Below are 26,199 nucleotides of genomic sequence, written 5' to 3'. Positions count from 1 at the left end.
CTGCCGGAATGATCACCGACTGCCCGACCGTCACTGGCGCATGTTCGTCGCCGACCAGACCTCAGCGCGGCCCTCAAGCACAGTCAGGATCTCTTCCACCGCATGCAAATGGGTGGGGTGCGCCGCAGCCAGGATCACACCATTGCTCACACACGCATAGCTGGGCTGCCCCAGCCATGGCCGAGACCCGCATGCGCGTCGTCACACTGGGTCGCCATTGCTCCCTCTTCTGCCCTGCATGATCGACGATGTGCATTATAGCCTCACCTACTGACGGTGTGACTGAAGTGATCGCCCCCTGCTCCCATTGTCGAAGGCGGATCGGGCGGGGCTAATACACAGCCGTCAATAGAGCGCTAAGTACGATGGACCGATGCGTGTGCGACTGCTCCTGATCTGGATCAGCAGCAGTCAGAGCACCTTGGTCGAGCCCGGCAGATGACTGTCCGTCCACGTCGCACCCGCATCAAACCCAACCGACCGGCCCCTGTTTGCTGTCCAGACACGTTCGATGAGCCGATGCCGATACTGATCGTGTGATGTCATAGGCACGGAGAATACATTTCAGGTGAAATCCACCCCCTCTTCGTATCGACAATCGCGAAACGATGCGCAGTGCGTGCCTGAGCTTTCGGGTAAGATCAATTCAAATGCGGTAACTCAGTGACCTCATAGCTATGGCGTGGTCCCAGCAGGGTCTTGGCAGCAGAGGGTTTACCTTAAATTGGAACTCAGTCTGGAAATCCCTGCCTTTAGCCCTCATATGGGTTGGTTTACCACCGAAAGGACATCCTTTGTTCGAGAAGAAAGACAGCTATTCCCCTACGGAAGCGAAGCGGGCCTACGATCACCTGGACCGGTTTGTTGCCGAGAAGACCATGAGCCCGCGACAGGCAGGTGCTCATCGCAGGCACATCGCTAACCACACTCGGGTCGCGTTGAAGTCTTCCTATACTGCGCGAGCCGCACAACGTGCGAAGACCGAGATCGTGAAGCTGACGGAAGCCGGGACAATCACCATGAAGTCAGCAGCGGCATATCGAGCGCATATTACCAAGCGTACCCAAGCAGCTTGACCTCCATGCGGCAGGGCGGTCTCACAGCCGCCCTTGACGGCTTCAAGGCCCTCTGGCAACTTCGCAAAAGTTAGGACCAGATCAAGGGCTTACCCCAGATATGATCAAATCCGAACCGGTCCAGAAGCTCTCTGAGCAAAACCCGCATCTGTATCAGCGTGACATCGAGAAGATTGTAAACGCGATCCTCGACACCATCAGTGATGCCCTCGCACAGGGCGAGCGGGTCGAGCTTCGTGGCTTCGGGACCTTCTCAGTTAAGAAGCGGGGTGCTCGTACCGGACGCAACCCCCGTACAGGTAGGGCTGTTTCCATCTCTGAGAAGGTCGTTCCTGTGTTCAAGAGTGGCAAGGAGATGCGTCACCGCCTCAATCCAGCCTCGCAAAAACGAGCTAAGAGAAGCGTAACGAGTTCGACTTACGTTACGGGTCTCGTAGACGCTTAATCTCCTCGAAGATGGATTTGGTCTCCTTGAACCGGCGCTCTGCCTCTTCCCGCTTATGCGCTGGATAGGTATCCGGGTGGAGGATCACTCGGAATGACCTTCTGGCGGCGGTTAAAACATGGTTTGGACAGACCGTATGTTCGTTGCCGGCGGAGGTGGCTCGTCCACACTATGCGATGAGCGAGGGTTGCGCCGGATGGGCCGGCGCCGAGCCTCCCGCACAGGGGACGAGCCATGCAGCAGAATAGCAAAGTGTTTGTCGGTCTGGATACGTCCAAACTGAAGATCGCGGTCGCCGTGGCTGAAGACGGCCGTCAGGGTGAAGTCCGTTTTCTGGGCGAGATCGACAACACACCCGAGGCAGTGCGGCGCCTCGTCAGTAAGCTCAGTGGCAAGCATCGCGAGTTGCTGTTCTGCTACGAGGCCGGCCCGACCGGCTATGGCCTGCAGCGGCAGATCAGTGCTCTGGGACATGAGTGTGCGGTCATTGCGCCTTCGCTGATCCCCAAGCGCCCGGGCGAGCGCGTCAAGACCAACCGCCGCGATGCCCTGACCCTGGCCGGCTGCATCGGGCCGGGGAGCTGACCGCCATCTGGGTGCCGGATCCAGGCCATGAGGCCGTGCGCGAGCTGGTGCGGGCGCGCGAAGCGGCCATGGCGGACCTGCGCGAGAAGCGCCAGCACCTGCAATCGTTTCTGTTGCGCCATGGACGGATCTTCTCCGGCCACAAGCCCTGGACCCGAGCGCATGCGCGCTGGCTATCCGAACTCATCTTCGAGCATCCGGCCCAGTATCTCGTCCTGCGCGAGTACCGGCAGGCGATCGAGGATGCCGAGGCGCGATTGGAGCGCCTGAACCAGCAAGTCGCCGAGGTGGTCAAGACCTGGTCGATGGCGCCCGTGGTCGAGGCTTATCAGGCCCTGCGTGGGGTGGCGCTTCTGACCGCGGTGACCTTTGTAGCCGAGATCGGCGATGTACGCCGCTTCGAGAGCCCGCGCCAGCTGATGGCCTATCTCGGTCTGGTGCCGTGCGAGAGCTCGACCGGCGAGCGGGTGCGGCGCGGCAGCATCACCAAGGCGGGCAACCCACGGGTTCGCCGGGTGCTGATCGAGGGCGCCTGGACCTATCGCTTTCCGGCCCGGATGAGCCGCGTGCTGCAGGAGCGCCAGGAGGGCTTGCCAGCGATCGTGCGGGCGATCGCCTGGAAGGCGCAGGTGCGGCTGTGCGCGCGGTATCGCCGGCTGATGGCGGCCGGCAAGCGCCAGACCGTGGTCACCACCGCGATCGCGCGGGAGATGGCGGCCTTCCTGTGGGCGATCGGGCGCGAGATCGAGCCGCGCTCGGCCGCATAAAGCCGAACGAGCTCACGGTCATTGCGGAGGACCTCCTCAGTTTGGACTGACATCTGCGGTTGCCCAGCGCCGGCGGCAGGGCCTCGGAGGGGAACCCTCGCGAGAATTGTGTGGCCGATGATGTGTCATCGACGCCCGCTGACAGATCGAGGCAGCCCCGGACGAACACACGGAAATGCGGTGATCAACCCGCGCATCAGAGTTTGCTCAACCGTCGTCTTGACGGCTCTGCCGCCGGCCCTGCGCAATCGCTCCATCCTGCCGCGCCCGGCTTCTGCCCTGGGATCGCACACCCACGTCCAAGCTCATTGACAACGAACATCAGAGTTCTCATCCAGTCCAACCTTTCGATACAACGACTTTGAACGTTCAGCGGTGCAATCCTGGGCAACCATATGAGCCCGAATACGGCTGCGCTCTTTAACCAGCGTCGATATGAGGGAGATCACCGCATCGCGTTCCCCTTTCATCCGACCAAGAGCGCCGAAGAGAATCTGAATCATGTTATCGGCGGAATGATGATCCTCGATGAGGAACTCGTCATAGCTGGACTTCGCAGCCTTTAAGGTCCACTCGCGAATACCCTTATCACCGTCCTCGAAGAACGGCTCGACACCCTTTTCTCCGGATGATCCACCGGGATGCTCTTGGCCCTTCCGAGCCTGCTCTTCACCCTCACGCCGCTTTCGTTGCTGTCTCTGCCGAAGAACCTCCTCGCGCCGCGCCTGATAGGACGCTCTTCGACATTTATTACTCTCTCGTTCCCGATCCTTCTCAGACAATGAAACTCTGGTGGTCGCCATCCTGGCTTCCAGCGCTTCCACCACTCGAATCGTTTTATGACCTCCCGCTCGGCATCCTTGCGTCTCAGGTGAGATCCGGACGCAAGAATGAGCGTCAGAAGTTCCTGCGGATCGGCAATCTTCGATTTGGATGGCCGAGTCGGGGCATTCGGATGGACGCTCATGATCGGCCTCAGGGTCGGTAGACCAGGCTCGGAAGAACATTGCCCTTTGCAAGGAAACGACCCGTTGCATCGCGGGTCTCATTGAGGCTTTTGTCATAATACCCGAGCCACCGACCGCTCGCATCACGAACATTGATCCGGCCAGACACGTTATTGTCTTCGTACCAACCGAGCACCTTTCCAGCCCGGTCTCGAACGATTTCACGCGGCATGGGAAATCCTCTGGTCCGGATCGCTGAACTCATCGTCAATTAGATCCGCGTTATCTCTGAACGGGTCGAGGATACGCGCCAGCCGCGCAACGCGATTGAAACGGACAGCCTGCCAGTGCCGCGCTGGAATCTGGACCCCACAAGCGTGTAGTTTCTCAAGTACGATCCGAGTCGTCGCGGGATCTACGGACGTGTTCTTCACGCCATGGACGGACTCGAAGACCCATCCATCAGAAAGGCTTACAAGCTGAATGATGCAGGGTGTCGGCAGATACTCGACGTAGAGCACTCGCCCAAGCGCACACTGTGTGATTTTGCCTTCAAGGCAATTTTCAAATTGTTTTGCGACATCACGCAGAGCGGCGGCGCTTTGGAGGACGACCATCTCCGATTCATTCACGTCCGGCACAGGGGTCCAAAACTCGGTGGCCTTGTCCAGCCATCGAGTTACCCAGCCCCGGAGAGGCGTTTTAGATTTCAGAGCCTCCAGCGAACTCGTGAGAACGTCGTCGGTGACGCCTGGGTTGACGGGCTTGATGAGTTCGATGGCCCGAACGAAATCTGACGCCTGTTCGACGGATCGTAAGCGGGTAAGGAGGGGTAAGCGGACATAAGGAGCCGGGAGGACCCGGCAGATTTGGATGGCAGACTCGGGAATGCTTGGGAGATGGTAAAGAACAGCAAGCGGGTCCTATGCACAGGTAGAGAGTGTAGCTCGACCAATGCTCTGTAATCGCTTCGAGAATGCGTTTCAGAGAACTTTATGAGCGCTCCGACCAAGCCAACGGCTCCAGGATGAAGTGTCCGCACGAGATCCCGGACCCGCCGATGCAACATGACATGACTCACGAACTCCAAGGGTGAACTGCCCTCGAACTTATGACGCTCACCCAGAGGGCGCAGATGGTCCGCCAGATATCCGGGATGCTCTGGGTCGAGACGGCTCACGACAAGAGCCATTCCATGCTTGCGAAGAGTGCTCGTGCTGCCGCTCAAAAACCGACGTAAGACACCTGGATACGCCGCATCACAAGCAACGAGAGCATCCAAGATCCATCCGGGTATTGGACAAGATTTACAGATCTGACTGGCTGTAAGCGAAATCAATGGCTGCTCCGTGAGAAGTCTCAGACGATTTGAGACTCTCACAGAAGATCGATCTGTCTACTAATTTCACTGCTCTCCAAAAGGGCTATGTCATAGTGAGCAGAGGGCTTCGAAGAGCCGACCTATTCCAGCGGACGGTGCTTCGAACGATCAGGCTACACCGACGAATGGACCACGGGCTTGTATCCGGCAGACAAGACACGCAGGGTCGGTTCTGGCGTGAGCACTATAACTTCTTCATCGGCGATTATAGAACGGCGGTCGTGATAGCCTTCATGCGACCAGCGGTGCAGGTTTCCTTGCCATATCAACCATGCTGCCCCTGGCTCTTCTGGAAAACTGACAATGGCTCCGTCCGGCAGATCGCCTAAACCCGAATGGATTCTGATCTGTCTCTTGTCTTGGGCGACCCGTGCCTGATGCAACAGGTTGTCGATCTCCCCTGCTCGCGGTGGAGCTTCAAGACCATAAGCCTGCTGCCACGCGTTCATGTAACGCCGATAGTCTAAGGGACGACATTGACCACATGGCCGGTGGCCTGCTGCCAGCGCAGTAGCTTCGTCACAGAAAAACAACTCAGTGTAATTGCCGGGCTGCATGAGCGTACGGCGTGCACCCTTGTATGAGAGAACGCACGTGACCCAAGTCTTATGCTTCCATCGAGCCCTTCCAAGATTGCCGTTATCGTCATGAAGGATGCCTCTGTTCCCCATAAAGAGCCCACGAGCAGGGTTGGCCTCGAACTCTCCGAAGGGGGTTACACGATTCTGCCGAGGCATTGGGAGGCCCTTATGTGATGGAGTTGCGATGTTATGGCCTGGACGGACCACGTAACATAGATCCAGCTATTGATACGTTCGTCATCCCAGCCACATCCGTTAGCCTACGGTCCATCTTGACCTCTTGGGAGAATGCCGTAAAAACTAGAACATATCATGAACAAAATAAATCGCGCGTGAGGATGCAATGCTCGGCGAGTTGAACTTCCATAGCAAACCGCGACGGTCTGATTGGGCGTGCTCTACCGTCATCCTCGGAACCATTATGTTCGCGACGACGCTCCTGATGGCTATGTAATGTCTGCTGGGCCTTCTCGTCATCGGTTCAGTCCAGCGGTAGAGTTGGAGAGGCCGGGAATTCCTCCTGGCAGGCACCATGAACCAGATGCTTCGACCACCACAGGCTGATCAGAGATCTGTCTTAGAGACCCTCGCGGGCTCGGTAGAGCGCGTCACGTTCCACAATGCCGAGAATGGCTTTGCTGTCCTCAAGGTCCATACGCGGGGCAAGCGGGATCTTGTGACAGTGGTCGGCCACACCCCTGCGGTCTCTGCCGGGGAATGGATTACTGCCAGCGGCCTCTGGATCAGCGACCGCACGCACGGGCTTCAGTTTAAGGCCGAGGTCCTCAAGACGACACCGCCGACCGGTGTGGAGGGCATCGAGAAGTACCTTGCTTCCGGCCAGATGCGCGGCATCGGACCGGCTATGGCCAAACGGATTGTCACTGCTTTTGGCGTGGACACCTTCGAGATCATCGAAGCCAGCCCTGAACGCCTGACGGAAGTCTCCGGAATCGGCCCGATGCGAGCCTCCCGCATCGTCTCAGGCTGGGCCGAGCAGAAGGCAGTACGGGAGATCATGATCTTCCTGCATGCCCATGGCGTCGGCACCGCACGGGCGGTCCGCATCTTCAAAACCTACGGCTATGAATCCATTCAGGTTATGACCGAGGACCCGTACCGGCTGGCCAAGGATGTGCGTGGGATCGGTTTCAAGACTGCGGATGCCATTGCAGCCAAGCTCGGGATGGAAAAGACCGCGCCGCAAAGGATTCGGGCAGGGATCTCCTTCGCGCTTCAGACCGCAACCGATGAGGGTCACTGTGCTCTGCCGGTCGAGGCGCTCACGCGATTGGCCGAACAGTTGCTCGAAGTGGAGGCTGCCTTAATCCGCGCGGCCATCGTGGACGAGCTTTCCAAAGGAGAGGTCGTCTCGGACACCATTGGTGACGAAACCTGTCTCTTCCTCAAGGGCCTGCACTTGTCCGAGCAGACCATTGCCTCACGGTTGGCTGAGCGAGCCTCCGGCCCACCGCCTTGGCCCGAGATCGACCTCGACAAAGCTGTTCCATGGGTGGAGAGCCGCACGGGCAAGACCCTGGCGGCTTCCCAGCGTGAGGCTTTAAAACTGGTGCTCGGCGCTAAGGTGGCGGTGGTGACCGGTGGCCCTGGTGTCGGAAAGACCACCCTCCTCGATACGATCCTCCGGCTCCTGGTGGCCAAGGGCGTGAAAGTGCTTCTGACAGCCCCAACCGGGCGTGCGGCCAAGCGCATGACTGAGCAGACCGGATTGGAAGCCAAGACCATCCACCGGCTGCTGGAGATTGATCCGAAGCATGGCGGGTTCTCACGTAACGAGGAGAACCCTCTCGACTGCGATCTCCTTGTGGTGGACGAGACCAGTATGGTCGATGTGCCGCTGATGAACGCCCTCACCAAAGCTGTTCCGTCCCATGCTGGCCTATTGCTGGTTGGGGATGTGGACCAATTGCCGTCAGTTGGACCAGGGCAGGTCTTGGCTGACATCATTGGGTCGGAGCGTATTCCTGTCGCTCGGCTGACAGAGGTTTTTAGACAAGCAGCGGAAAGCCGAATTGTCGTCAACGCCCACCGGATCAACCATGGCCAGATGCCTGATCCACCCAAAGCCGGAGAGGAAAGCGACTTCTACTTCATCAGCATCACCGAGCCAGAACAGGGCGTTGGCAAGATCATTGAGATGGTCAAGGAGCGGATGCCCAAACGGTTTGGGCTCGATCCCCTCAAGGACATCCAGGTGCTCTGTCCCATGAACCGGGGCGTGCTCGGAGCCCGCAACCTCAACATCGAACTCCAGCAGGTGCTAAATCCTAACCCACCGGCCACCGTCGAACGATTTGGATGGCGGTTCTCGCCGGGCGACCGAGTGATGGAAACTCAGAACGATTATGATCGTGAGGTCTTTAATGGCGACCTTGGGATGGTGGTCCGGATTGATGATGAGGAAGGCGCTCTGATTGCCTCGTTCGACGGTCGCGAGGTCTCATACCCATTCGGCGAACTCGATACCTTGGTGCCCGCCTACGCCACTACAATCCATAAATCACAAGGCTCCGAGTACCCCGCTGTCATCATACCTGTCGTGACGCAGCATTACACGATGTTGGCCCGCAATCTGCTCTACACGGGCGTTACGCGCGGCAAGCGGCTCGTTGTGCTCGTCGGCCAGAAGAAGGCTGTGGCTATGGCGGTTCGGGGCCGCAACACGAAACGCCGCTGGACCAAGCTGCGGGAATGGCTTGCAGGAGGCAGATTGACCAATTCATCCGCAAATGACCGAGCGAGAGCTAATCACGGGTCCGAAGCGCATTGATGGCGGCAGTCAGGTCCGACTGGTATTTCTCGCGCAGCAGAGTGACCACGTTCTCTGCCGACCCCCTCCCGATTTTATCGACAAGGAAGCGACGCAGCCTGTTTTGCTCGGCCCGACACCTGTCTAAAGCGTCCTCTGCAAGAGCCTCGGAGGTCTGCTGAGATTGGAGCCGACGCCTTACAAACGAAGCCGCACATGCCTGCCACCGATCATTCAGGGGTCGCGCTTCGCTATAGACGGCAAGCGGATCGAATTCGTCTGCGCCAGCAGGAGATCCGCCGACGAGTAAGGCGATTAGGAATGCGGCGGCAGATTCGATCAGCCAACCCGTTTTTGAAAGTTTGATGTATGATGAGCTATGTTGGCGATACGGCCTTTTAAACCGACTTAATCCAACAGCCATCCTCTGCCCCTTTTCGGAGTGCATGGTGCCTGGGGCAAATTGAGAAACTGTTGCCCTTCGTTCAGTCTCACCGAAGGCTGGTCCGGCCCCATCCGCCCGGCCCACTGGCGAAATAGAACAGCAATCCCCCGATGGTCGCGAGATTTTGGAAGAACTCCAGATTCTGTCGGGGGCGGAAGATTAGTCCCGTCACGGATGGGCCGTAGGTCATCCAGAGGGTGACGGCTGTGAAACCGATGAGCGCTAAAGCCGTCCATCGTGGCCACAGGCCGATGATCAGAGCCAATGGGCCGAGAAACTCTGCGGCCACCAGCAAGCCAGCAATAACACTTGGATAAGGGATATCCTTCGCGGCGAGCGAGGCAGCAAAAGCCGAGAAGGCCATCAACTTGGCGAAGCCGGAAGGTAGAAACAGGGCCGCGATGAACAGACGACCCAGCAGCAGTGCTGCATCCTCACTTCGGCTTAGCATGAAATCCCTCCCAGTCTGACTTGGACTCGCGGCGGCACTGATGAGGATCAGACCCTTCCAAGGGGACCGAGTGGATACGAGGCGCGTTAAGAACGGATTACATTGACAGGGTTGTTATCAATCTCGGCACAAGGCGAGCGACAGCATCCGTTTCCCCCTACCCGAAGGAATGCGTATCGACTGACCATCTCGGATCTGAGGACGACCAGATAATTCCAGGCCAAGCATCGCGGCACTCGCTTCCGCCCTCCCAGCGGCGATTGAAGCATATGGTGCATGCTTCCCACCCAGGCAGGAGCTACCTCGAAGGTCTTACACAAACAGGCGGCGCATACGGCCCAGGTATTTCGTGTCTATCAATACATGGAATGACCGAATACTCTTGGTGCTCTTCGGGTTGCGGCAATGGAAACGATATCAGCTTTCTCTTTATCATATCAGGTGTAGCCATCGTCTGTAGTGAGGTTCGCATGCGAACAAAGTACACGCCGGTTTTCGCCATCGCGCTCGTGCTCGGATGGTGGGGGCCAGATGACAGGCAGCAGCCGAGCTTTGGAATTTCCGCAGAGGCGAAGGTCAAATCCCGCGTTTCTGAGACAACAAAGAAGCCTCAGCGCATGGTGCGCAAGAGTGCACCCCGAAAAGCGATCACGAAGCGAGCGGTTGCACCACCAAAGCCCATTGTGGTGACCCAAGTCCCCTCTCCTTCTTCCTCCCCAACTTTGGATTTTCCCGTCCCTCCGATTCCTCCCATCATGATCTTCCCGCCACCTGAGCTACAGGCTCCCACACGCGAACATCAGATGGAGAAGCTCAGACGTGGCCTTCTACGGCTTGCCAAAACATATCCGACCCCAGAAGACCACATGGAGAGGCTCAGAGTTGGTCTTGAGAACCTTGCAAGGGCTATGAACAACCGTGGATCTGAGATCATTGCGCAGCGATGACGTGATGTAATAAGTTACATTCTCGGCGTCCGAGATTCTGCCCGGCGACCGCTCCTCAAACCATTTTTCCAGACAGTTCGCCGTGCGTCCTGGCCCCTACCCTCTTCAAACGATTTTGAGAGCGCCTTGAGATCTTGCGCCAACCCCAGAAGCCTTAGAGTTCGTCCTCATCGTCGTCATCCCAATTACCGTACTGCTCGGGAGCCTTGCCAACCTTTTTGAGCACCTTCGGGTAACGGGTCTTCGCCGCCTTTTGGCCCAGGCGGATGACCTCGACGACGAAGCGCCAGTCGTCGCCATAGTCGAACATGAACAGCATGATGTGGCCCACGTCTGGGAAGGCATCGACAATGCGGGACTTCTCCACGCTTTTGGCTTCGGTCGCCTCTCCCATATCGGCAAACAACTCGTACTTGGGCTGGGAACGCATTACGTCTTGGCCCGTGAGCTTCGAGTAAAATCCGAAGGCGTGATCGAACTCAAAGCCGAAGGCATGCACGATAGCCTCGGCCAGATTACTCAACGTTTTACGGCTTTCGACCTCGATCTCCCGGTAGGTGGTCGGCTCGTCCTGGAGAGTGACCCGGATGATATGCGTGCCAGCCTCAGCCATTCCGATCTCCTCCGTAGCCACCGTGGCCCCTGATACGAGGCCCACCTGTCATCGATCTCGGCACGCCTATCCCAGATTCAAATGACTTTCGCTCGGATACAGGCTGCTCGGTATCCCCAACTCTATCTGAGTCACCTGTACCTTGTGGACCACCCAACCGCTCATTCCAAGGTCGTGCTACACATGCATTATCAATGACAGTACCTGACTGGCGAACAACGGTTTCACTCACGTGTAGGACGTGGGTTGGCGCAACGCAAATTCTATCCGGTTAGGCCGAGGGCCTGGACGCCCTGTCGCATAGAAACCGGTCTTGGTCAGCAGCCAGATGGAAGCGGCATTGTCGGGTCGTGTTTCAGCAAAGACGTGTCGAGGAGCAAGCGTAGGATCGGCGGCAATCTGATCGAGCGTCGCGCGAAGGGCTTCGGACGCAAAGCCCTTGCCCTGGTGATCGACACCAAACCAGCAACCAACCTCGATAGTCCCATCCGGGTGATCAATCACGCCCATCGCTCCGATCAGCGTCCCATCGGGGAGCCGCACGGCGAAGAAATACTCTTTAGTCTCGTTCTGGTTGGCGATGAGGGCCTCGGCCTTCTCCAGTGGAAAGCCACCTTCCATGAAAGCCATCCATTGGCTCACGGCTGGGGTATCGCTGATCCTGGCCAGTTCGGGAGCGTCCTGGATCTGAAATTGACAGATAGCCAAGCGTTCAGTGGTGAATGGCTTCAACATGAGGCCGTCCTCCAGCCTACCATTCTCCTACCATCAAACTTGGACGTGGTGAGGGCGCAGTACGACCAGGAAACGGACGCAGCGCGTCTGCTTAGGATCTTGGGCTCCTGAGGATTGCTGCGAAGCAGGAAATCTTCTGGGGTGATGCACGGGTGGAAGAGGCGCTGGCGTGGGCAACCGGAAGGCACCCCGCCTTTCCAGAATATCGGCTCAAGGCAATTGCAAGCTTAGCCGTTGCCAATAATCTTGTTGGCCAGCGCTGGGCCAGCAGAAATGAGGCTGACGGACAGGATAACGCCCCAGGTGATGATCGTGGGCAGTGCTAGGGCGGTCAGACGCGTTAGCATGGCCGATCTCCTACGCCTTTGACATGGGTGGGTATCAAACGGTTTGCAAGGCCACGGTCGGTCGGCAAGCGGCCCCCTCGGCTCTCACCCTGCCCGTCTCTGCCGGTTCAAACGGTTTTAGCCCCATTACCGATCCGGCACCCCCGAAGCTCCAATCCGTCGATCACCTCGGCGTGACGCGCTTCGGATGCAGAACTGTTTGTCGGCGAAATACCCTATGACAATGCCAGGAGCGCGGAAATCGGGTATAATACTTGCAATTCCTGGACTGCGCCGTTAGCTGCCGCTCATTCGAGACTTGTAACTCGCGAAGGTAGCACACGAGGTCACCGCCCTGGCAGGTGCCTCAAGCAAAGGCTTTTCTGATGTCCGACGATACACCGAACTACATTGAACTTGCGGCTGACATTGTATCAGCCTTCGTCAGCAACAATTCCGTGCCAATTGCTGATTTACCCAGCCTAATCGGGAATGTTCATTCAGCCCTTCAGAATGCTGGCCAGCCCAATCAGGAAGAGGCGAAGCCAACTCCTGCTGTTTCCATCAGGAAGTCGATCACTCCGGATTATCTGATCAGCTTGGAAGACGGGAAACAGTACAAGTCGCTCAAGCGGCATCTCACAAAACTCAGGCTCACGCCCGAAGCTTACCGCGAAAAGTGGGACCTACCCCGCGACTACCCAATGGTAGCAGCAACCTACGCGGCCAAACGTTCCGAGATGGCCAAGAGCATCGGCCTTGGTCAGATGCGCTCAAAGGCAGCCCAGGCCAAAGCCGCCGCTAACGACGCGGTGACGACTGCCCCCGCGAAAGCGACTGCCAAGCGCGGACGGAAGAAGGCTGCTGCTTGAGAGCACAGTCGAAAAACTGCGAGAGGCCGCTCAGGATGAGCGGCCTTTTTGTTGCTCCAGTGCTTCTTCACGGTGCAACCGGCCAGGGCCATCGATTTAGACTGCCTGACCGGTAGACCGAGGCCGCTGCTCCTATCGCGAGAGGATGACGTGACGATTGGAAGCCTTCGAGATCTGTTATGGTATCTCGCCCTCACCTTTGGATGGCTGGCAATCATCCTGCTCGGAAGCGGCTGGTACGCTCGCAGAAGGTTCCACGCCCTTTTGAAAGCTCCTCTGACGGAGGAAGTAGAGCATCTAACCCATGTCTGGGAGCGGCGCGTCACTCATTGGATAAGGATTGGGCTGTCCATGTCAGCCCTTTCAATTCTCTGCCTCGTGTCGTCCTTGATCGCGAGGCAACTCCATACTGTCAGCATCTGAGCGAGGCGGAACTCATCCTCCGTCGCGGTCAGCCGGGATGTACGGGATCATGCCCTTCTCGTAAGCGATTTCCTGAACCTCACGCGGCATTTCACGCAAGTCCACGAGGAAGCCATTGACCTTGGCCATCCAGACCAGCGGATTCCTCTCTATCAGGCTCGGCAAGGACCATTCCGGGTTGAGCGGACTGATTTTGAGCGCCCGTGAAATTGCCTGCGCCTTCGCACTGGCCGTGCTCTGGCCGACGCCGAACCCAGCACACACATCGGCCATGGTCATAAACGGTTTGAACGATCTGTCTGAGAGGTAGTTTGTCTGGCCAAGAGCATAGATGATGCCGCAGGCCCAGGTGCGCGGCTGCCCTGACGCGACTGGGCTCGGTCGCTTCCGGCACAGAGTCGCTGCCATGTCGCTCGCCAGTTCAAGGTATTCGTCGTTCAGGTGCTCTCGGCAGAAAGCATCCGTCAGGGCCGTAATGGTTTCGTAGAGGGCCTGCATGCTCTTGGGCACAGACCTGGAGGCACCGTTGCATTAACCTTGGCGGTTTAGAGGAATGCGGCCAATCGAGGAGTCGCTCTGTTGTCTCTGTTCAAGCGCCGCCGCTTTCCGGTCAAGATCATCCTTCTATGCGTGCGCTGGTACTGCAAGTATGGGATCAGCTACCGCGATCTCGCCGAGATGATGCAGGAACGCGGTGTCGCCGTTGACCCATCCACAATCTTTCGTTGGGTTCAGCGCTATGCTCCGGAGATCGAGAAGCGGATCCGACCCTATCGGGGACCTCGCTCAGGCTCCTGGAGAGTGGACGGGACCTACGTTCGCGTCGGAGGCAAGTGGAAATACCTGTTCCGCGCGGTCGACAAGCACGGTCGGTTGATTGCCTTCATGCTGTCCGATCGCCGGAATACCCACGCCGCTTATCGTTTCCTGCGTAAAGCTCTGAAGGCGATGAGCGACTATCCACCATCCTCCATCACGACGGATAAGCTGGCGCCGTATCCCAGGGCAATCCTGCGCCTGCAGAATGAAGGCCTGCTGTCGAAGGATGTCAAACACCGCACCTCGAAATATCTGAATAACATCCTTGAGGCGGATCATGGCGCGCTCAAGCGCGTGGTCCGGCCGACGCGTGGCTTCCAGACGATGAAAACCGCCGCCGCAACTCTGACCGGTTTCGAAGTCATGCGAATGATCCGCCGAGGTCATTACATCCAGCGGGAACGTCGAGTGACTGGCGAAATCCGTCTCATCAATCAGCTCTTCGGTCTTGCTGCCTGAGCGGCCTGTTCGACGGGGTTCGTTATGCCCTTTTCAAGTTACTGCAACAGTGCCTTGAGCATAGCGTCTAGCGCACGCCTGAGGAGGGCGCAGAAGGAGCATAACGCTAAGGGCGAGTAATTCGCAGAACGCGATGTCATGGAATGCAGCGACCCGCGAGTGTCCGCTCAGGGTCAGGCACGGTAGTTCCATTGCCCTTCAGGAACATCCGGTGTTCGCTGCCAGAGCTGACAATCAGTTTACATCAGAGAAGTGCCAGTTTCGGACCTTCCTTGGGAATGCAAAGTGGAAGGAACTGAACTGCCTCTGGCAGCCCCCTTCCCGCGCTGAGTAGGCTGCAGGGAAGGGTCCGTGGGGAGCCCCTGGGCCCTTAGGTTGCCCACTTCCCTCTTGAGGTCACGTCGCCTCGCCTGCACAGGTTGAGTACCAGACCGGGCCCCTCTGGCAGTTCCGATGAACTGCGATGTCGGACTGGATGTCCAGTCGGGTGCCCGGCACATGGTGTTCTGTCGACCGTAATTTGCTTCGCAACATGCTCTGCTTTGCGGCAGGGCCGATGCTGCGTGGCTGATCTCGCGGTCACTCCAGACGGCATGCCGGCTGCCCCTGTTCATGCAAACGGGAGCCACATGAGCGAATTTTTCACCACAGAAGCCCTCTCCGCCCTCCTCCAGGTCATTATGATTGACCTAGTCCTGGCGGGTGACAACGCCATCGTCATCGGTCTGGCCGCCGCCGGCCTGCCCAAGGAGCAGCGGGCCAAAGCCATCCTGATCGGCATCATCGCCGCCACAGTTCTACGTATCGGGTTCGCCGCAGCAACGACCCAGCTCCTGCAGATCGTCGGCCTGCTGCTGGCCGGCGGCATCCTGCTACTCTGGGTGTGCTGGAAGATGTGGCGTGAGCTGCGCACCAGTCATGCGGAGGAGATCCAGGGCGAAGAGGCCCTGGAAGGACGTGACCTCGACCAGGACGGCAAGATCGCTGGTGCTGCCCCACGCAAGACCTTCGCGCAGGCCGCCTGGCAGATCGTCATCGCCGACGTGTCCATGTCCCTCGACAACGTGCTCGCCGTGGCAGGCGCCGCAAGGGAGCATCCCAACGTGCTGATCTTCGGCTTGATCCTGTCCATTGCCCTCATGGGCGTGGCGGCGACCTTCATCGCCCGCCTGCTTCAGAAGCACCGCTGGATCGCCTATGTGGGTCTTGCCATCATCCTCTATGTCGCCGTCGAGATGATTTACCGTGGCGCTCTGGAGGTCTGGCCATTGGTCAACGGTGGATAGCACTGATGCCTTAGCTTGTGCGATGACCCGCCTTTGACCTCAGAAGCGGGCCATCGCAGAACCAGCACTGGTCCAGGGAATATCATCATGATCAATGCCCTCCAGAGCTCCTGAACTTCTATCCAATGCCTCTCTGAGCTAACCAATTCCATGAATTGGCCGCTCGTGCTTCATTTGGCATGGGGCACACCTTAGGAGGCGCTGCCGGGAGGACATGGCCATGAGAAAGTGCGTTATCCTCGACGATTATCAGGGCGTGGCCCTGAACTATGCCGACTGGAACGCCATCGCTGACCGTGTCGCCGTCACGAGCCTGCGCGAGCACATCGCTGATGAGGACGACCTCGCGGAGCGGCTTGCGGATGCTGACATCGTCGTCCTCATGCGGGAAAGGACCCCATTTCCCGCAAGCCTGTTCAAGAGGCTGCCGAGACTTCGCCTGCTCGTTACCAGCGGCATGCGCAACTCTGCCATCGACCTTGCGGCGGCGGGCGATGTAGTGGTGTGCGGCACCGACAGCAGCTCGGCTCCGCCGGCCGAGTTGACCTGGGGCCTCATCCTGGGTCTGGCGCGGCAGATCCACATTGAGAACGCCCGCATGCGGCAGAATGGGCCGTGGCAGAGCACGGTCGGCGTTGACCTGCACGGTCGCCGCCTCGGCATCATCGGACTGGGCAAGATCGGCACAAGGGTCGCTCAGGTGGGACAGGCCTTCGGCATGCATGTCACAGCCTGGAGCCCCAACCTCACGGACGAGAGGGCTGCCGCCGCCGGCGTCGAGCGGATAGCGTCGAAGGAGGAGTTGCTGGAGAGCAGCGACTTCGTCACGATCCATCTCGTGCTCGCACCCACGACGCGTAGGATCATAGGGGCCAACGAGCTGCGCCGCATGCGGCCGAGCGCCTTCCTGATCAACACGTCCCGCGCGGCGATTGTCGACCAGGCTGCCCTCGTTCAAGCACTTGAGGGAAACTGGATCGCCGGCGCCGGTTTGGATGTGTTTGAGGCCGAGCCCCTCCCAGCGGATCACTCGTTCCGGTGGCTGCCCAATGTTCTGGCGACACCACACCTCGGCTACGTGTCGGAAGCCAACTACCAGACCTACTTCACGGAGGCCGTGGAAGACATCGAGGCATGGCTGTCCGGGTCGTCCATCCGGGTGCTCGGCCGATGAAAGCAGCTGCGTCCGCGGTCCTTCTACGCCTTGCTTCGTGCTGGTTGGCCTTTCAAGGCAGGAATGGCGGAGCCGCAGCTGCGGCTCCTTCCCTCAGGATTGCGACCCGGCCGGTGCGACCGTCGCGTTCTCCATGCCGTGCTGATCGAAGATCTTTCGCACAACCCCTTCGCTCTTCAGTTCCTCGATGATGCGGCTGAAGACCTCCAGTGCCGCCGTGCTCCCCTTCGGCACGGCGACGGCCGTGCCGGCCGCATGAAGTGGCCGTCCAGCATCTTCGCACCGGGAAACTGCGGCAGGAGGTTACGGAGCGACTCCTTGCCGAGGGCAAGCGCATCGACTTCGCCATCGCGGAATTTTGCCAAGGCCTCATCGAGGCTGGAAAGCCCTGTCGCCGTCGTGCGGGTGAGCGTTCGGCGGGCGCTTCGAATCGTGGCGGTGTTCTCGACGCCATAGACCCGCACCCCTTCCCGGTCCACGTCCTCGATGCTGTTGATCGTGGAGCCGTCCGGGACCATGTAGGTGCTCTCACCAAGGAAATAGTTCGGGCCGAACTCGACGACCTTCTTTCGCTCGGCATCGACGGGCGTGAACGACACGTCCCACGCACCCGAGGGCGCCGCCTCAATGATGGCGCCCGAACTGGGATACTCGACCAGGTCCAAGGGCGCTCCAATGCGCGCGGCGATGAGCCTGGCAAGCTCGATGGATGGGCCACCGGGCTCGCCTGTTTCATTATCCCGTGTTGCCCAGACGGCGGAAATTGCGCTGCCCACCGCGATTGCGACCCGCAGCCGTCCCGTTGGCGCCACTAGGTCGCGAGTCTTCTGGTCAATATTCGACATCGAAAGCTCTCTCCTTCAATTTTCCGCCTGCCAAGGACTGATCTCTGACAAGGCACGAACCATCAAAGGCGGCGCAAGATGGCGAACACCGGCGGCGCCGCCAACATGACGATGAACACCCGGACGATGTGATGGGCGGCCACAAAGGCCACCTCAATGCCAAGGGAAAGTGCGACAAGGCTCATCTCTGCCAGACCGCCAGGCGAGTAGGCCAACAGCAATGGGACCTGGTCATAGGATGACACGTGACTCATCCCAGCCGCGAACACGATCGTGATGGTGAGCAGGATCACCGTGGAACCGAGCGACAGCACGAGGATGCGAACGATCTCCCGGGGGCCGTGTTGGCGAAGCGGCACCCAATGCTTGTGCCCAGCGCCAACTGTGCGAGGTTGACGATCTCAACGGCGGGAGCAAAGCGCGTCCAGCCTAGGGCGTGTACCGCCGCGCTGACCAGCATAGAACCGAGAAGTAACCGGGCTGGCAGCCGCAGGATGTGCCCGAGGAAGGCTCCAGCCAGCGCGGTGCCCAGAAGCCATAACTCGTCGCGCCAGGGCGTTTCGAACACCGACGCGCCAAATTGAGGCCTCGAGCCCAAGGGGGCTCCGCTGATCAAGCTAACGAGAAACGGCAATGTGAGCACAATCAGGAGAACACGGGCCGAATGGATGAGCGCGATGACGCGGGTATCGCCGCCTTTGTCCTCACCGGCGAGCACCATCTCGACCAGGCCACCCGGCATTCCTGCAAAGTAAGCCGTCGGGCGGTCAAAACCTGCGATCCGGTGGAAGTAGGTGACGCAGGCCGCGCCACTGACGAGAATAAAGCCCACAAGACCGAGCACCGTCGGGATCCAACTCCCCACTCTCTCGATGATCTGCGGCGTGAACCCAGCCCCCAACATCACGCCGATGATCATCGTCATTGGAGGCCGCACGGCGCCAGGCGCAGCAATTGGCGCACGTACGAGGGAGGCCAGCGTGCACGCCGTCATAGAGCCGAGCATCCACGGCAGGGGCAGGCCTGCTCGCGCGAAGATCCATCCTCCCAGTGCGCCGACCAGCATGGCGGCGAAGAACCGGGCGTAGGGAAATGACGCTGGCGTGAAGGTTCGCAGCCAGCCCTTCAATGCCCTTCGGATCCCAAGCACCTCAACTCACCTCTTTGATGTTCCGGTCCTCAATCCTCGCTGTGGTCCCGGCGAATTCGCATGACCAACCGGGCCACTCCAACGAGGGCAAATGGCACTGCGAGCGCAGTTGCTGCATGGGGACCGACGTGAAGGCCAGCGGCATCAGCACCTTCGAATAGAAAATGGACGAGGTTGGCGCTCAGAACCCAGTGAGCACTTCGGACGTATGCTCAACCACCGACAAACCTTCGAAACAATGTGAGACCAGCCTTCGCCACTCGGCAAATCCCTCCGAGTTCCGGAATTGGGTTATGTGGTCCTCTATCGTGTCCCAGCCGACGATGAGCTGATAGTTGCTCGGGTTCTCAATCAACCGATGGAGCTTAAGACTCCTGCACCCCTTAGCCTTCCGGAATATAGGAGCCGCTTCGGCGACACCCGCCTCGAATTCGGATTCTATTCCCGCCTCGACGTTGATTGCCGCCACTTCCCAGATCACGTTAAGTCCTCCTTATATGGTCAGGTATTGCGATAGGACGACGTTAGAAACATACCATCTTGGCTAAGTGCCTTTGGTCAAATCCTCCTTGAGTTCGGGGAGGATGGTGAAGAGGTCGCCGACGAGGCCGTAATCGGCGACCTGGAAGATCGGAGCTTCCTCGTCCTTGTTGATGGCCACGATCACCTTGGAATCCTTCATGCCGGCCAGATGCTGAATGGCCCCTGAAATCCCGACCGCGATGTAGAGATCGGGCGCCACCACCTTGCCGGTCTGGCCGACCTGCCAGTCGTTCGGCGCATAGCCGGCATCCACCGCCGCGCGGGAAGCGCCCATCGCCGCCCCGAGCTTGTCGGCGATCGGCTCGATGTACTTGGTGAAGTTCTCGGAGCTTCCGAGCGAGCGTCCGCCCGAAATGATGATCCGGGCCGAGGTCAGCTCGGGCCGGTCGGATTGCGCGATCTCCTCGCCCTTGAAGGACGATGTGCCCGGATCTTCAGCGGCATTCACCGTCTCGATGGCAGCCGAGCCGCCCTCGGCCGCTGCCGGGAAGGCGGCGGTGCGCACGGTGATCACCTTCTTGGCGTCGGTTGCCTGCACCGTCTGGATGGCGTTGCCGGCATAGATCGGCCGCTCGAAGGTGTCGGGCGAGACCACCTTGGTGATGTCGGAGATCTGCATCACGTCGAGCAGCGCGGCGACGCGCGGCATCACGTTCTTGCCGGTGGTGGTCGCCGGCGCCACCAGGGCGTCGTAGGAGCCCGCCAGCGACACGATCAGCGCCGCAACCGGCTCAGCGAGCTGGTGCTCGTAAGGAGCGCTGTCGGCGAGGAGGCACCGTCAGGTTAACGCGGCAGTGACCACATGGGGTCATACGTGGGGGATGAAATCGACCCGTCCTCCTCGTTACGCCCGCCACCGCTTTCCCGCCGAAGTGATCAGCCATGCCGTGTGGTTGTACTTTCGGTTTCCCTTGAGCCTGCGCATGGTCGAGGAGATGCTCGCCGCCCGCGGCATCCAGGTCAGCCACGAAACCGTGCGGAAGTGGGCAATGAAATTCGGCCAGAGCTTTGCCAACCAGATCCGCCGGCGCCTGCCCACACCCGGAGACAAATGGCATCTTGATGAAGTCGCGATCAGCATTGCTGGCCAGAAGCATTGGTTGTGGCGGGCTGTGGACCAGCATGGGGTCGTGCTCGACATCCTGGTCCAGAGCCGGCGCAATGCCAAGGCTGCCAAGCGCTTGCTGAGGAAGCTGCTCAAGAAGCAGGGCATGGCACCGCGCGTAATGGTCACGGACAAACTTGCCAGCTACGGCGCAGCCAAGCGGGAGATCATGCCGGGTGTCGAGCATCGGCAGCATCGGGGTTTGAACAATCGCGCCGAGAACAGTCATCAGCCGACCCGACGACGCAAGCGCATCATGAAGCGCTTCAAATCAGCCGGGTGGGCGCAACGCTTCCTCTCCGTTCATGATCAGATTGCAAACCTCTTCCGCCGTCCTGCCAACACCAACGCTGCCGATCATCGTATGGCCCGAGCTCACGCCTTTCGAGTCTGGGCCGAGGTCTCGGGTTTCGCCCCTGGCCTCTGATCTGACGCTCCAGGAGGGGCAGACCTATTTCAAGCCGTTAAGTTGACGATGCTATCCATTGTCATGCAGGAACCGACGCATGCACCTGCCCTCACGATGATGGAGTGCTGCGGTCGTCAACGCGGAACGGAGTTGTCGGTTTCTCCTTCTCTCGCTTCCTCATTGCTGCTCAAGCCTTCCGGAGTTTCACGCTCTACGATAGCGCGCTGTTTGCGCAGGGCGACCGGCACCTCGACGGTCTCGGTCGCGATGCGGCGCCGGATATGCACTTCCTCCTTGAGCAGGAGGCGCTTCTCGACCACGAGAACCTCCTCCACCACCGGGATGATCGTCACATCGCCCTCGGTCCTGATCTGCGGGGCAGACTCGACCACCTTGTCGATAGGAACACGGGTGACATCAACGTCCTCGCGCTGCACCTCTGCACGGGCCAGCTCCTCGACCGTCTCGGTAAGCGTTCGCACGCGCACACGGCCAGTCACGACCTCCTGCTTCGCGACTGTCGCGGTCTCCTCGACGATGGGGATGACCTCCTCCGCCCCTGCTTGGGGATTACTTCTCAAGGCATCATCAAGGACAGGCAACCGCTCTTGATCATCCAAGCGCTTGCTCTGGTCTACGATTGGGTTGGCCATGGTTACTCTCGGTTGAACGACAAACAACGGCCGCTGGGAGTGGGAGTTCCCGGTGAGGAAGTGGCTTCACAGCTCTCGTGCAATCGCTTCGGTGCGGTCATCTGAGGTCAAGCTTGATCGGCTCCAGTGTTGGACTGACATTCCAAATCAAACCTAGCCTTGGGAACAAACAAACCTAGAGCATCGGCTGTTCTGATTGAATCGGAGGCTATGCGGCGTGACGGCTTTGTGATTCCCTTATCTCGGCCCTCTTTAGAGGAGATGAGCGATGACCAAGTCCTACTCGCTGGATCTGCGGCAACGGGTGGTGCGCTTTGTTGAGGCGGGGCATTCCTGCCATGAGGCCGCGCGCCATTTTGAGGTGTCGGTCGCGTTTGTGGTGCGGCTCATGGCGGCGTATCGGGCCACCGGCAGCCTGGCGCCCAAACCAGAGGGCGGCTGGCGCTACTCCAAGCTCGACCCGCATCGCGAGTTTCTGATCCGTCGCGTCGCCGAGAGGAACGACATCACCATGCCCCAGCTCGCGGCCGAACTGGTGGCCTTGGGCACCAAGATCACGCCGGCGTCCATCGCGCGCTGGTACATCCGCCACGGCTATAGCGTCAAAAAAAACTTTGCGGGCCAGCGAACAAGAACGCTCCGACGTGCGCCAGGCCCGCGAGCATTGGCACACAAAACGCCAGCCGCGCATGCGCCAGGAGCCGCACCGGCTCGTGTTTCTCGATGAGACCGGCACATCCACCAAGATGACGCGCCTGCGCGGCCGCTGCCTCAAAGGGCAGCGTCTGTATGCAAGGGCACCATTCGGCCACTGGCTGACCCAGACCTTTGTCGCCGGGCTGCGCTACTGTGGTCTGACGGCGCCTTGGGTGATCGATGGGCCGATGACCCGTCAGATCTTTGAGACTTATGTGGAGACCCAGCTTGCTCCGACCTTGTCCAAGGGCGACGTGGTGATCCTCGACAACCTGCCGGCGCACAAGAGCGAGACGGCGGCGCAGTGTCTGAAGCAACGCGGCGCCTGGTTCCTGTTCCTGCCTGCTTATTCGCCCGATTTGAACCCAATTGAGCAACTCTTCGCCAAGATCAAAGCACATCTGCGCAAAGCCGAAGCCCGCACCTTTGACGCGCTCTGGCGGGCCATCGGGGACATCTGTGATGGGGTCGAAGCTGAGGAATGCCGCAACTACTTCACTGCCGCAGGTTATGGATTCGTCTGAACAGCCGATGCTCTAGCACTAGGAACTGTTGCCGCGGTCAATCCATTGAGAACCTACGCGTTTGTAACATTGGAGAAGAACATTGACACGTCTCGGCTTCGCAACACTGGCCGTCCTGTCGACCCTAGCCACAGCGGCTGCCGCCCAATCCACAAACCCGCAGACATCCGGTTCCCCGTCAACGCAGCCGATGAACAGCAGCGGATCTTCCAATCCTGCCATCGCCAATAAGCCCGCAAACAGTCCGCAGACCACCGGCGCTGTCGAGCCCGGCGCCAACAGCTTCACGGAAGATCAAGCCCGCTCACGCATCGAAGCTCAGGGCTTCAAGAACGTCGCCGAGTTGCGTAAGGATGACCAAGGCGTCTGGCGCGGCAAGGCAGAGCGCGACGGCAAGTCCGTCAGCGTGGCCATCGACTACAAGGGCACGGTGCAGGTCCAGTAAGGCCGATCTGCATCACGTCTCCGCCGGATCTCGCAACGTCGCCTGGCGACCGACCCCTTATCGAGAGAGTAAAACGATCATGACCAACAAGACCATCACGGCATTCTTCGACAACTATGAAGATGCCTCCGAGGCAGTCCGCCGCCTGGAATCCGCAGGTATCCCAAATCGCGACATCAGCCTTGTCGCCAGCAATGAGGGCGAGCGCTATTCATCGCACGCCACACGCACCTTCGATAAGAACAGCAAGTTTGATGATGATGTCAGCGACGGTGCTGGCACAGGGGCTACGGTCGGCACGCTGGCCGGCGGTGGTGCGGGCCTTCTGGCCGGCCTCGGCATGCTGGCCATCCCGGGCCTCGGCCCCGTGGTGGCGGCCGGGTGGCTGGCATCCACCCTCGTGGGCGCCGGAGCCGGAGCGGCCATCGGCGGGCTTTCAGGCGCATTGATCGATGCGGGTGTCGACGAGAATGATGCCCATTCCTATGCTGAGGGCATTCGCCGTGGCGGTGCTCTGGTGACCGTGCGCGCCTCTGAAACCGAGGTGGATCGGGTCCTCGACATTCTCGACGATGAAGGCACGGTCAATTTCGACGAGCGTGAGAACTCCTGGCGCTCCGAGGGTTGGACCGGTGCGGGCACGACCGCGTCTGCCGTCGCGTCGACCTCCGATCGCGCCGATAAGGTGATCCCCGTCGTCGAGGAAAAGCTGAATATCGGCAAGCGCGAGGTGAACCGCGGTCGCGTGCGCCTTCACTCGCGTATCGTGGAGCAGCCTGTGCAGGAACAGGTGAGCCTGCGCGAGGAGCGTGTGAAGGTTGAGCGCCGCCCCGTCTCTGGCAACGCGCAGAGAGGTGCCGTCGGCGGTGATGCTTTCAAGGAGCGCACCATCGAGGTCGAGGAGCGTGGCGAGGAGGCCGTTGTTTCCAAGGAAGCGCGTGTGGTCGAGGAAGTGGTCGTGCGCAAGGAAGCCGACCAGCGTACCGAGACAGTGTCCGATACGGTGCGCAAGACCGAGGTGGACGTGGAGGACGAGCGCGGCAAACAGATCCCGCGCACCGGTACCACGGGCAAACCGAGCGACCGCAATCGCTGACGAACCAACAGAAGCTCGGCTCACGCCGGGCTTCTCCCTCCGCTTTGGGCCAACACTTCATCAAGAAATTGCGCGGCCTGCCGCGAACGCTGATCCGCAGCCTTCGTAGCCGAAAGGAGAACATGATGCTCAACAGGCTCCAGGCTTTTACGATCGTGACGCTCGGTGTGGTGAACGAAGCCCTCGCTCAGGCCACGCCGCCTGCTACGCCCTCACCCGCTGCTCCCGCACCAACAGATGGCGGTTCCTCCTGGCTGTGGATCATCATCGCTTTGGCGATCATTGCCGCTATCATCTGGTACTTCATGCGCGTGCGCTCACGGGCTGCGACAACCGCCACTTCGGCAACCTCTGGGACACCCACAAGCCGCACAAACGTGTACGACAGCGATAAACGCAAATAGGCGGAACGTCATGGGCATGGCAGCTCCTAGCCGAGCTTCGCAGATCGTGGTTCACACCCGAGGAACCGCATAGGAGTACGCCAAGAGGGACGCGCCGTCATTCACCGACTGGTAGCCTGTCATCAAGCCCAGCCCAATACGGCATGCGGACCTTCATGTGGCTCGGGAACTTCGCGTTCATGAGCGGCTCCGCGGACGTAAACAGCAGCCTTCGACGGAAAGCCGGAGGCGTCTCCACGATCTCGATGTCCCGCGCAGTCGGCTCCGTAGACCAGAAGTCGGGAACGCCGTTCCCCATGAACTCTGGCTCCTGGGTCCACTGAGGCACCTTGAGCGCCCGGTGTTGCGCCAGAGGTTTTGTCGCAAATCTTGGCTGCGGACAGAAAGATGCCGGAGTGGCTTGCAACTGCTTATGCGGCGAGCCACTCGAACTGCTCGGCAAGCGACGGTCGCGGACTCCCTGCGCATTTCGCCTGTCCTTTGCGGATCACGTGGATCATCTCGATCCCGCTGAGAATCGCGCGAGCACTGTCCATGGACTTGAAACCGAGCATCGGTCGCACTCGGCGCTTGATGCGCCGATGGTCCTGTTCGATACGATTATTCAGGTAGCGGCTTTGTCGGATCTGGATCGGCTTGAGCTCACGCCTTGACAGATCCTGCAGTCGGGTTGCCGTATCGCAGGCCAGGATCGCTTCCCGGTTGGTCTGGCTGCCATCGATGACGATCCGTTCCGGGCGGCCATGCCGCTTGAGCGCTCGGCTTAGGAAGCGCTTGGCGGCAGTGAGATTGCGCCTTTCGCTGAACCAGAATTCGACGGTATCTCCGTTGCTGTCGATAGCGCGGTAAAGGTACATCCATCGACCACGGACTTTGATATACGTCTCGTCGACGTGCCATCTGCCCGTGACGGCCCGCTTGCTGAGGTTGAATCGTTCAAGCAACAGTGGCGCATAGCGTACGGTCCAGCGGTGGATCGTAGCATGGTCGACGGCGATGCCGCGCTCGGCCATCATCTCCTCGAGATCTCGCAGGCTTAGGTTGTAGGCCAGATACCACCGCAGGCAGAGCAGAATTACTGACCGGTCGAATTGTCTGCCCTTGAACATCTACTTCATCCCCTCCCGCCAACTCAGGCCATAGCCCCGCGAGAGGAAAGAAAGAGTTGCGACAGAACCCTTTGGTCCGTTGCATCTGCCTGGCCCACTCCTGCGCCATACTCGCAGA

27 protein-coding genes and 3 pseudogenes are annotated in these 26,199 nt (G+C 59.6%); 14 read left to right on the top strand and 16 right to left on the bottom strand.

What is annotated here, in order from left to right; genetic code table 11:
• Positions 1-794 precede the first annotated feature (794 nt).
• From BB934_RS45160 to BB934_RS45150, 3 genes and pseudogenes are all read left to right on the top strand, one after another.
• Complete coding sequence (locus BB934_RS45160) at positions 795-1,076, top strand: hypothetical protein (protein WP_099516013.1); 282 nt, start codon at positions 795-797, stop codon at positions 1,074-1,076.
• A gap of 100 nt (positions 1,077-1,176) precedes the next feature.
• On the top strand, positions 1,177-1,521 hold the full coding sequence (locus BB934_RS45155) for an integration host factor subunit beta (RefSeq protein WP_099516012.1): 345 nt from the start codon (positions 1,177-1,179) through the stop codon (positions 1,519-1,521).
• A 234-nt stretch (positions 1,522-1,755) separates the two neighbouring features.
• Positions 1,756-2,873, top strand: a pseudogene (locus BB934_RS45150) (IS110 family RNA-guided transposase).
• A 305-nt stretch (positions 2,874-3,178) separates the two neighbouring features.
• Here BB934_RS45150 and BB934_RS45145 read toward each other — a convergent pair.
• The 3 genes from BB934_RS45145 to BB934_RS50075 all read right to left on the bottom strand — a co-directional run bounded on the left by BB934_RS45145 (position 3,179) and on the right by BB934_RS50075 (position 5,650).
• The gene (locus BB934_RS45145; RefSeq protein WP_099516011.1) at positions 3,179-3,676 is read right to left on the bottom strand and encodes a hypothetical protein; all 498 of its coding nucleotides are present in this window, start codon (positions 3,674-3,676) and stop codon (positions 3,179-3,181) included.
• Between the two features lie 365 nt (positions 3,677-4,041).
• Entirely contained in the window at positions 4,042-4,437 is a 396-nt protein-coding gene (locus BB934_RS45140; RefSeq protein WP_099516010.1) for a hypothetical protein, read from the bottom strand.
• Between the two features lie 877 nt (positions 4,438-5,314).
• On the bottom strand, positions 5,315-5,650 hold the full coding sequence (locus tag BB934_RS50075; protein ID WP_237050841.1) for a hypothetical protein: 336 nt from the start codon (positions 5,648-5,650) through the stop codon (positions 5,315-5,317).
• 664 nt (positions 5,651-6,314) lie between these two features.
• Here BB934_RS50075 and recD2 point away from each other — a divergent pair.
• Entirely contained in the window at positions 6,315-8,573 is a 2,259-nt protein-coding gene (recD2, locus tag BB934_RS45130; RefSeq protein WP_237050839.1) for an SF1B family DNA helicase RecD2, read from the top strand.
• A gap of 470 nt (positions 8,574-9,043) precedes the next feature.
• Here the strand turns inward: recD2 and BB934_RS45125 are convergent, their stop codons facing one another.
• Positions 9,044-9,448 carry a DoxX family protein gene (locus BB934_RS45125; RefSeq protein WP_099516008.1) on the bottom strand — a complete coding sequence of 135 codons (405 nt, stop codon included), beginning with the start codon at positions 9,446-9,448 and terminating at the stop codon, positions 9,044-9,046.
• Between the two features lie 368 nt (positions 9,449-9,816).
• Between BB934_RS45125 and BB934_RS48260 the strand changes: the two genes are divergently transcribed.
• The gene (locus BB934_RS48260) at positions 9,817-10,395 is read left to right on the top strand and encodes a hypothetical protein (protein WP_157934735.1); all 579 of its coding nucleotides are present in this window, start codon (positions 9,817-9,819) and stop codon (positions 10,393-10,395) included.
• Positions 10,396-10,549: 154 nt separating this feature from the next.
• Here the strand turns inward: BB934_RS48260 and BB934_RS45120 are convergent, their stop codons facing one another.
• Together BB934_RS45120 and BB934_RS45115 are read right to left on the bottom strand one after the other, a co-directional pair.
• Complete coding sequence (locus BB934_RS45120) at positions 10,550-11,008, bottom strand: IS1096 element passenger TnpR family protein (RefSeq protein WP_099516007.1); 459 nt, start codon at positions 11,006-11,008, stop codon at positions 10,550-10,552.
• Positions 11,009-11,236: 228 nt separating this feature from the next.
• The gene (locus tag BB934_RS45115; protein ID WP_099516006.1) at positions 11,237-11,743 is read right to left on the bottom strand and encodes a GNAT family N-acetyltransferase; all 507 of its coding nucleotides are present in this window, start codon (positions 11,741-11,743) and stop codon (positions 11,237-11,239) included.
• Between the two features lie 712 nt (positions 11,744-12,455).
• Here BB934_RS45115 and BB934_RS45110 point away from each other — a divergent pair.
• Positions 12,456-12,941 carry a Ros/MucR family transcriptional regulator gene (locus tag BB934_RS45110; RefSeq protein WP_099516005.1) on the top strand — a complete coding sequence of 162 codons (486 nt, stop codon included), beginning with the start codon at positions 12,456-12,458 and terminating at the stop codon, positions 12,939-12,941.
• 435 nt (positions 12,942-13,376) lie between these two features.
• Here BB934_RS45110 and BB934_RS45100 read toward each other — a convergent pair whose 3' ends face one another.
• Positions 13,377-13,862: a DUF6398 domain-containing protein gene (locus BB934_RS45100; RefSeq protein WP_099516003.1), complete on the bottom strand. Its 486-nt coding sequence runs from the start codon at positions 13,860-13,862 to the stop codon at positions 13,377-13,379.
• An 81-nt stretch (positions 13,863-13,943) separates the two neighbouring features.
• Between BB934_RS45100 and BB934_RS45095 the strand changes: the two genes are divergently transcribed.
• The 3 genes from BB934_RS45095 (at position 13,944) to BB934_RS45085 (ending at position 17,102) form a co-directional block, all read left to right on the top strand.
• Entirely contained in the window at positions 13,944-14,642 is a 699-nt protein-coding gene (locus tag BB934_RS45095) for an IS6 family transposase (protein WP_099516002.1), read from the top strand.
• Between the two features lie 629 nt (positions 14,643-15,271).
• Positions 15,272-15,928 carry a TerC family protein gene (locus BB934_RS45090; protein ID WP_099516001.1) on the top strand — a complete coding sequence of 219 codons (657 nt, stop codon included), beginning with the start codon at positions 15,272-15,274 and terminating at the stop codon, positions 15,926-15,928.
• 220 nt (positions 15,929-16,148) lie between these two features.
• Positions 16,149-17,102, top strand: a complete 954-nt coding sequence (locus BB934_RS45085; RefSeq protein ID WP_099516153.1) for a D-2-hydroxyacid dehydrogenase family protein — start codon at positions 16,149-16,151, stop codon at positions 17,100-17,102.
• 176 nt (positions 17,103-17,278) lie between these two features.
• Here the strand turns inward: BB934_RS45085 and BB934_RS45080 are convergent, their stop codons facing one another.
• From BB934_RS45080 to BB934_RS45060, 6 genes and pseudogenes are all read right to left on the bottom strand, one after another.
• The gene (locus tag BB934_RS45080) at positions 17,279-17,947 is read right to left on the bottom strand and encodes a transporter substrate-binding domain-containing protein (protein ID WP_099516000.1); all 669 of its coding nucleotides are present in this window, start codon (positions 17,945-17,947) and stop codon (positions 17,279-17,281) included.
• A 62-nt stretch (positions 17,948-18,009) separates the two neighbouring features.
• On the bottom strand, positions 18,010-18,261 hold the full coding sequence (locus BB934_RS50170) for an AbrB family transcriptional regulator (RefSeq protein WP_157934734.1): 252 nt from the start codon (positions 18,259-18,261) through the stop codon (positions 18,010-18,012).
• A complete protein-coding gene (locus BB934_RS45070; RefSeq protein WP_099515998.1) occupies positions 18,237-19,097 on the bottom strand; it encodes an AbrB family transcriptional regulator in 861 nt (286 codons plus the stop codon). The genes BB934_RS50170 and BB934_RS45070 overlap by 25 nt, the downstream gene beginning before the upstream one ends.
• Before the next feature lie 29 nt (positions 19,098-19,126).
• The gene (locus BB934_RS51415) at positions 19,127-19,282 is read right to left on the bottom strand and encodes a DUF3422 family protein (protein WP_157934752.1); all 156 of its coding nucleotides are present in this window, start codon (positions 19,280-19,282) and stop codon (positions 19,127-19,129) included.
• Complete coding sequence (locus BB934_RS45065; RefSeq protein WP_099515997.1) at positions 19,279-19,578, bottom strand: antibiotic biosynthesis monooxygenase family protein; 300 nt, start codon at positions 19,576-19,578, stop codon at positions 19,279-19,281. The genes BB934_RS51415 and BB934_RS45065 overlap by 4 nt, the downstream gene beginning before the upstream one ends.
• Positions 19,579-19,641: 63 nt before the next feature.
• Positions 19,642-20,418 (bottom strand): annotated as a pseudogene (locus BB934_RS45060) (electron transfer flavoprotein subunit alpha/FixB family protein); the annotation flags it as partial.
• A 43-nt stretch (positions 20,419-20,461) separates the two neighbouring features.
• On the opposite strand from BB934_RS45060, the gene BB934_RS45055 reads away from it, so the two are divergent.
• Positions 20,462-21,172, top strand: a complete 711-nt coding sequence (locus BB934_RS45055) for an IS6 family transposase (RefSeq protein ID WP_099515996.1) — start codon at positions 20,462-20,464, stop codon at positions 21,170-21,172.
• 116 nt (positions 21,173-21,288) lie between these two features.
• Here the strand turns inward: BB934_RS45055 and BB934_RS45050 are convergent, their stop codons facing one another.
• Positions 21,289-21,807, bottom strand: coding sequence for a YsnF/AvaK domain-containing protein (locus BB934_RS45050; protein WP_099515995.1), 519 nt, complete (start codon positions 21,805-21,807; stop codon positions 21,289-21,291).
• Positions 21,808-22,075: 268 nt separating this feature from the next.
• On the opposite strand from BB934_RS45050, the pseudogene BB934_RS45045 reads away from it, so the two are divergent.
• The 4 genes and pseudogenes from BB934_RS45045 to BB934_RS45030 all read left to right on the top strand — a co-directional run bounded on the left by BB934_RS45045 (position 22,076) and on the right by BB934_RS45030 (position 24,972).
• Positions 22,076-23,027 (top strand): annotated as a pseudogene (locus BB934_RS45045) (IS630 family transposase).
• Between the two features lie 82 nt (positions 23,028-23,109).
• Complete coding sequence (locus BB934_RS45040) at positions 23,110-23,472, top strand: PepSY domain-containing protein (protein WP_173909582.1); 363 nt, start codon at positions 23,110-23,112, stop codon at positions 23,470-23,472.
• A gap of 79 nt (positions 23,473-23,551) precedes the next feature.
• Entirely contained in the window at positions 23,552-24,568 is a 1,017-nt protein-coding gene (locus BB934_RS45035; RefSeq protein WP_237050837.1) for a YsnF/AvaK domain-containing protein, read from the top strand.
• A gap of 122 nt (positions 24,569-24,690) precedes the next feature.
• A complete protein-coding gene (locus BB934_RS45030; protein WP_157934733.1) occupies positions 24,691-24,972 on the top strand; it encodes a hypothetical protein in 282 nt (93 codons plus the stop codon).
• A 97-nt stretch (positions 24,973-25,069) separates the two neighbouring features.
• Here BB934_RS45030 and BB934_RS45025 read toward each other — a convergent pair whose 3' ends face one another.
• The gene (locus tag BB934_RS45025) at positions 25,070-25,270 is read right to left on the bottom strand and encodes a hypothetical protein (RefSeq protein ID WP_099515993.1); all 201 of its coding nucleotides are present in this window, start codon (positions 25,268-25,270) and stop codon (positions 25,070-25,072) included.
• A 112-nt stretch (positions 25,271-25,382) separates the two neighbouring features.
• Positions 25,383-26,081 carry an IS6 family transposase gene (locus BB934_RS45020; protein ID WP_099515992.1) on the bottom strand — a complete coding sequence of 233 codons (699 nt, stop codon included), beginning with the start codon at positions 26,079-26,081 and terminating at the stop codon, positions 25,383-25,385.
• Between the last annotated feature and the right edge of the window lie 118 nt (positions 26,082-26,199).

It is taken from the genome of Microvirga ossetica, from assembly GCF_002741015.1.
In the GTDB taxonomy this organism is placed as follows: domain Bacteria; phylum Pseudomonadota; class Alphaproteobacteria; order Rhizobiales; family Beijerinckiaceae; genus Microvirga; species Microvirga ossetica.
Note: the sequence above shows the minus strand (reverse complement) of the source record. Positions and strands in the feature narration are given on the sequence as shown.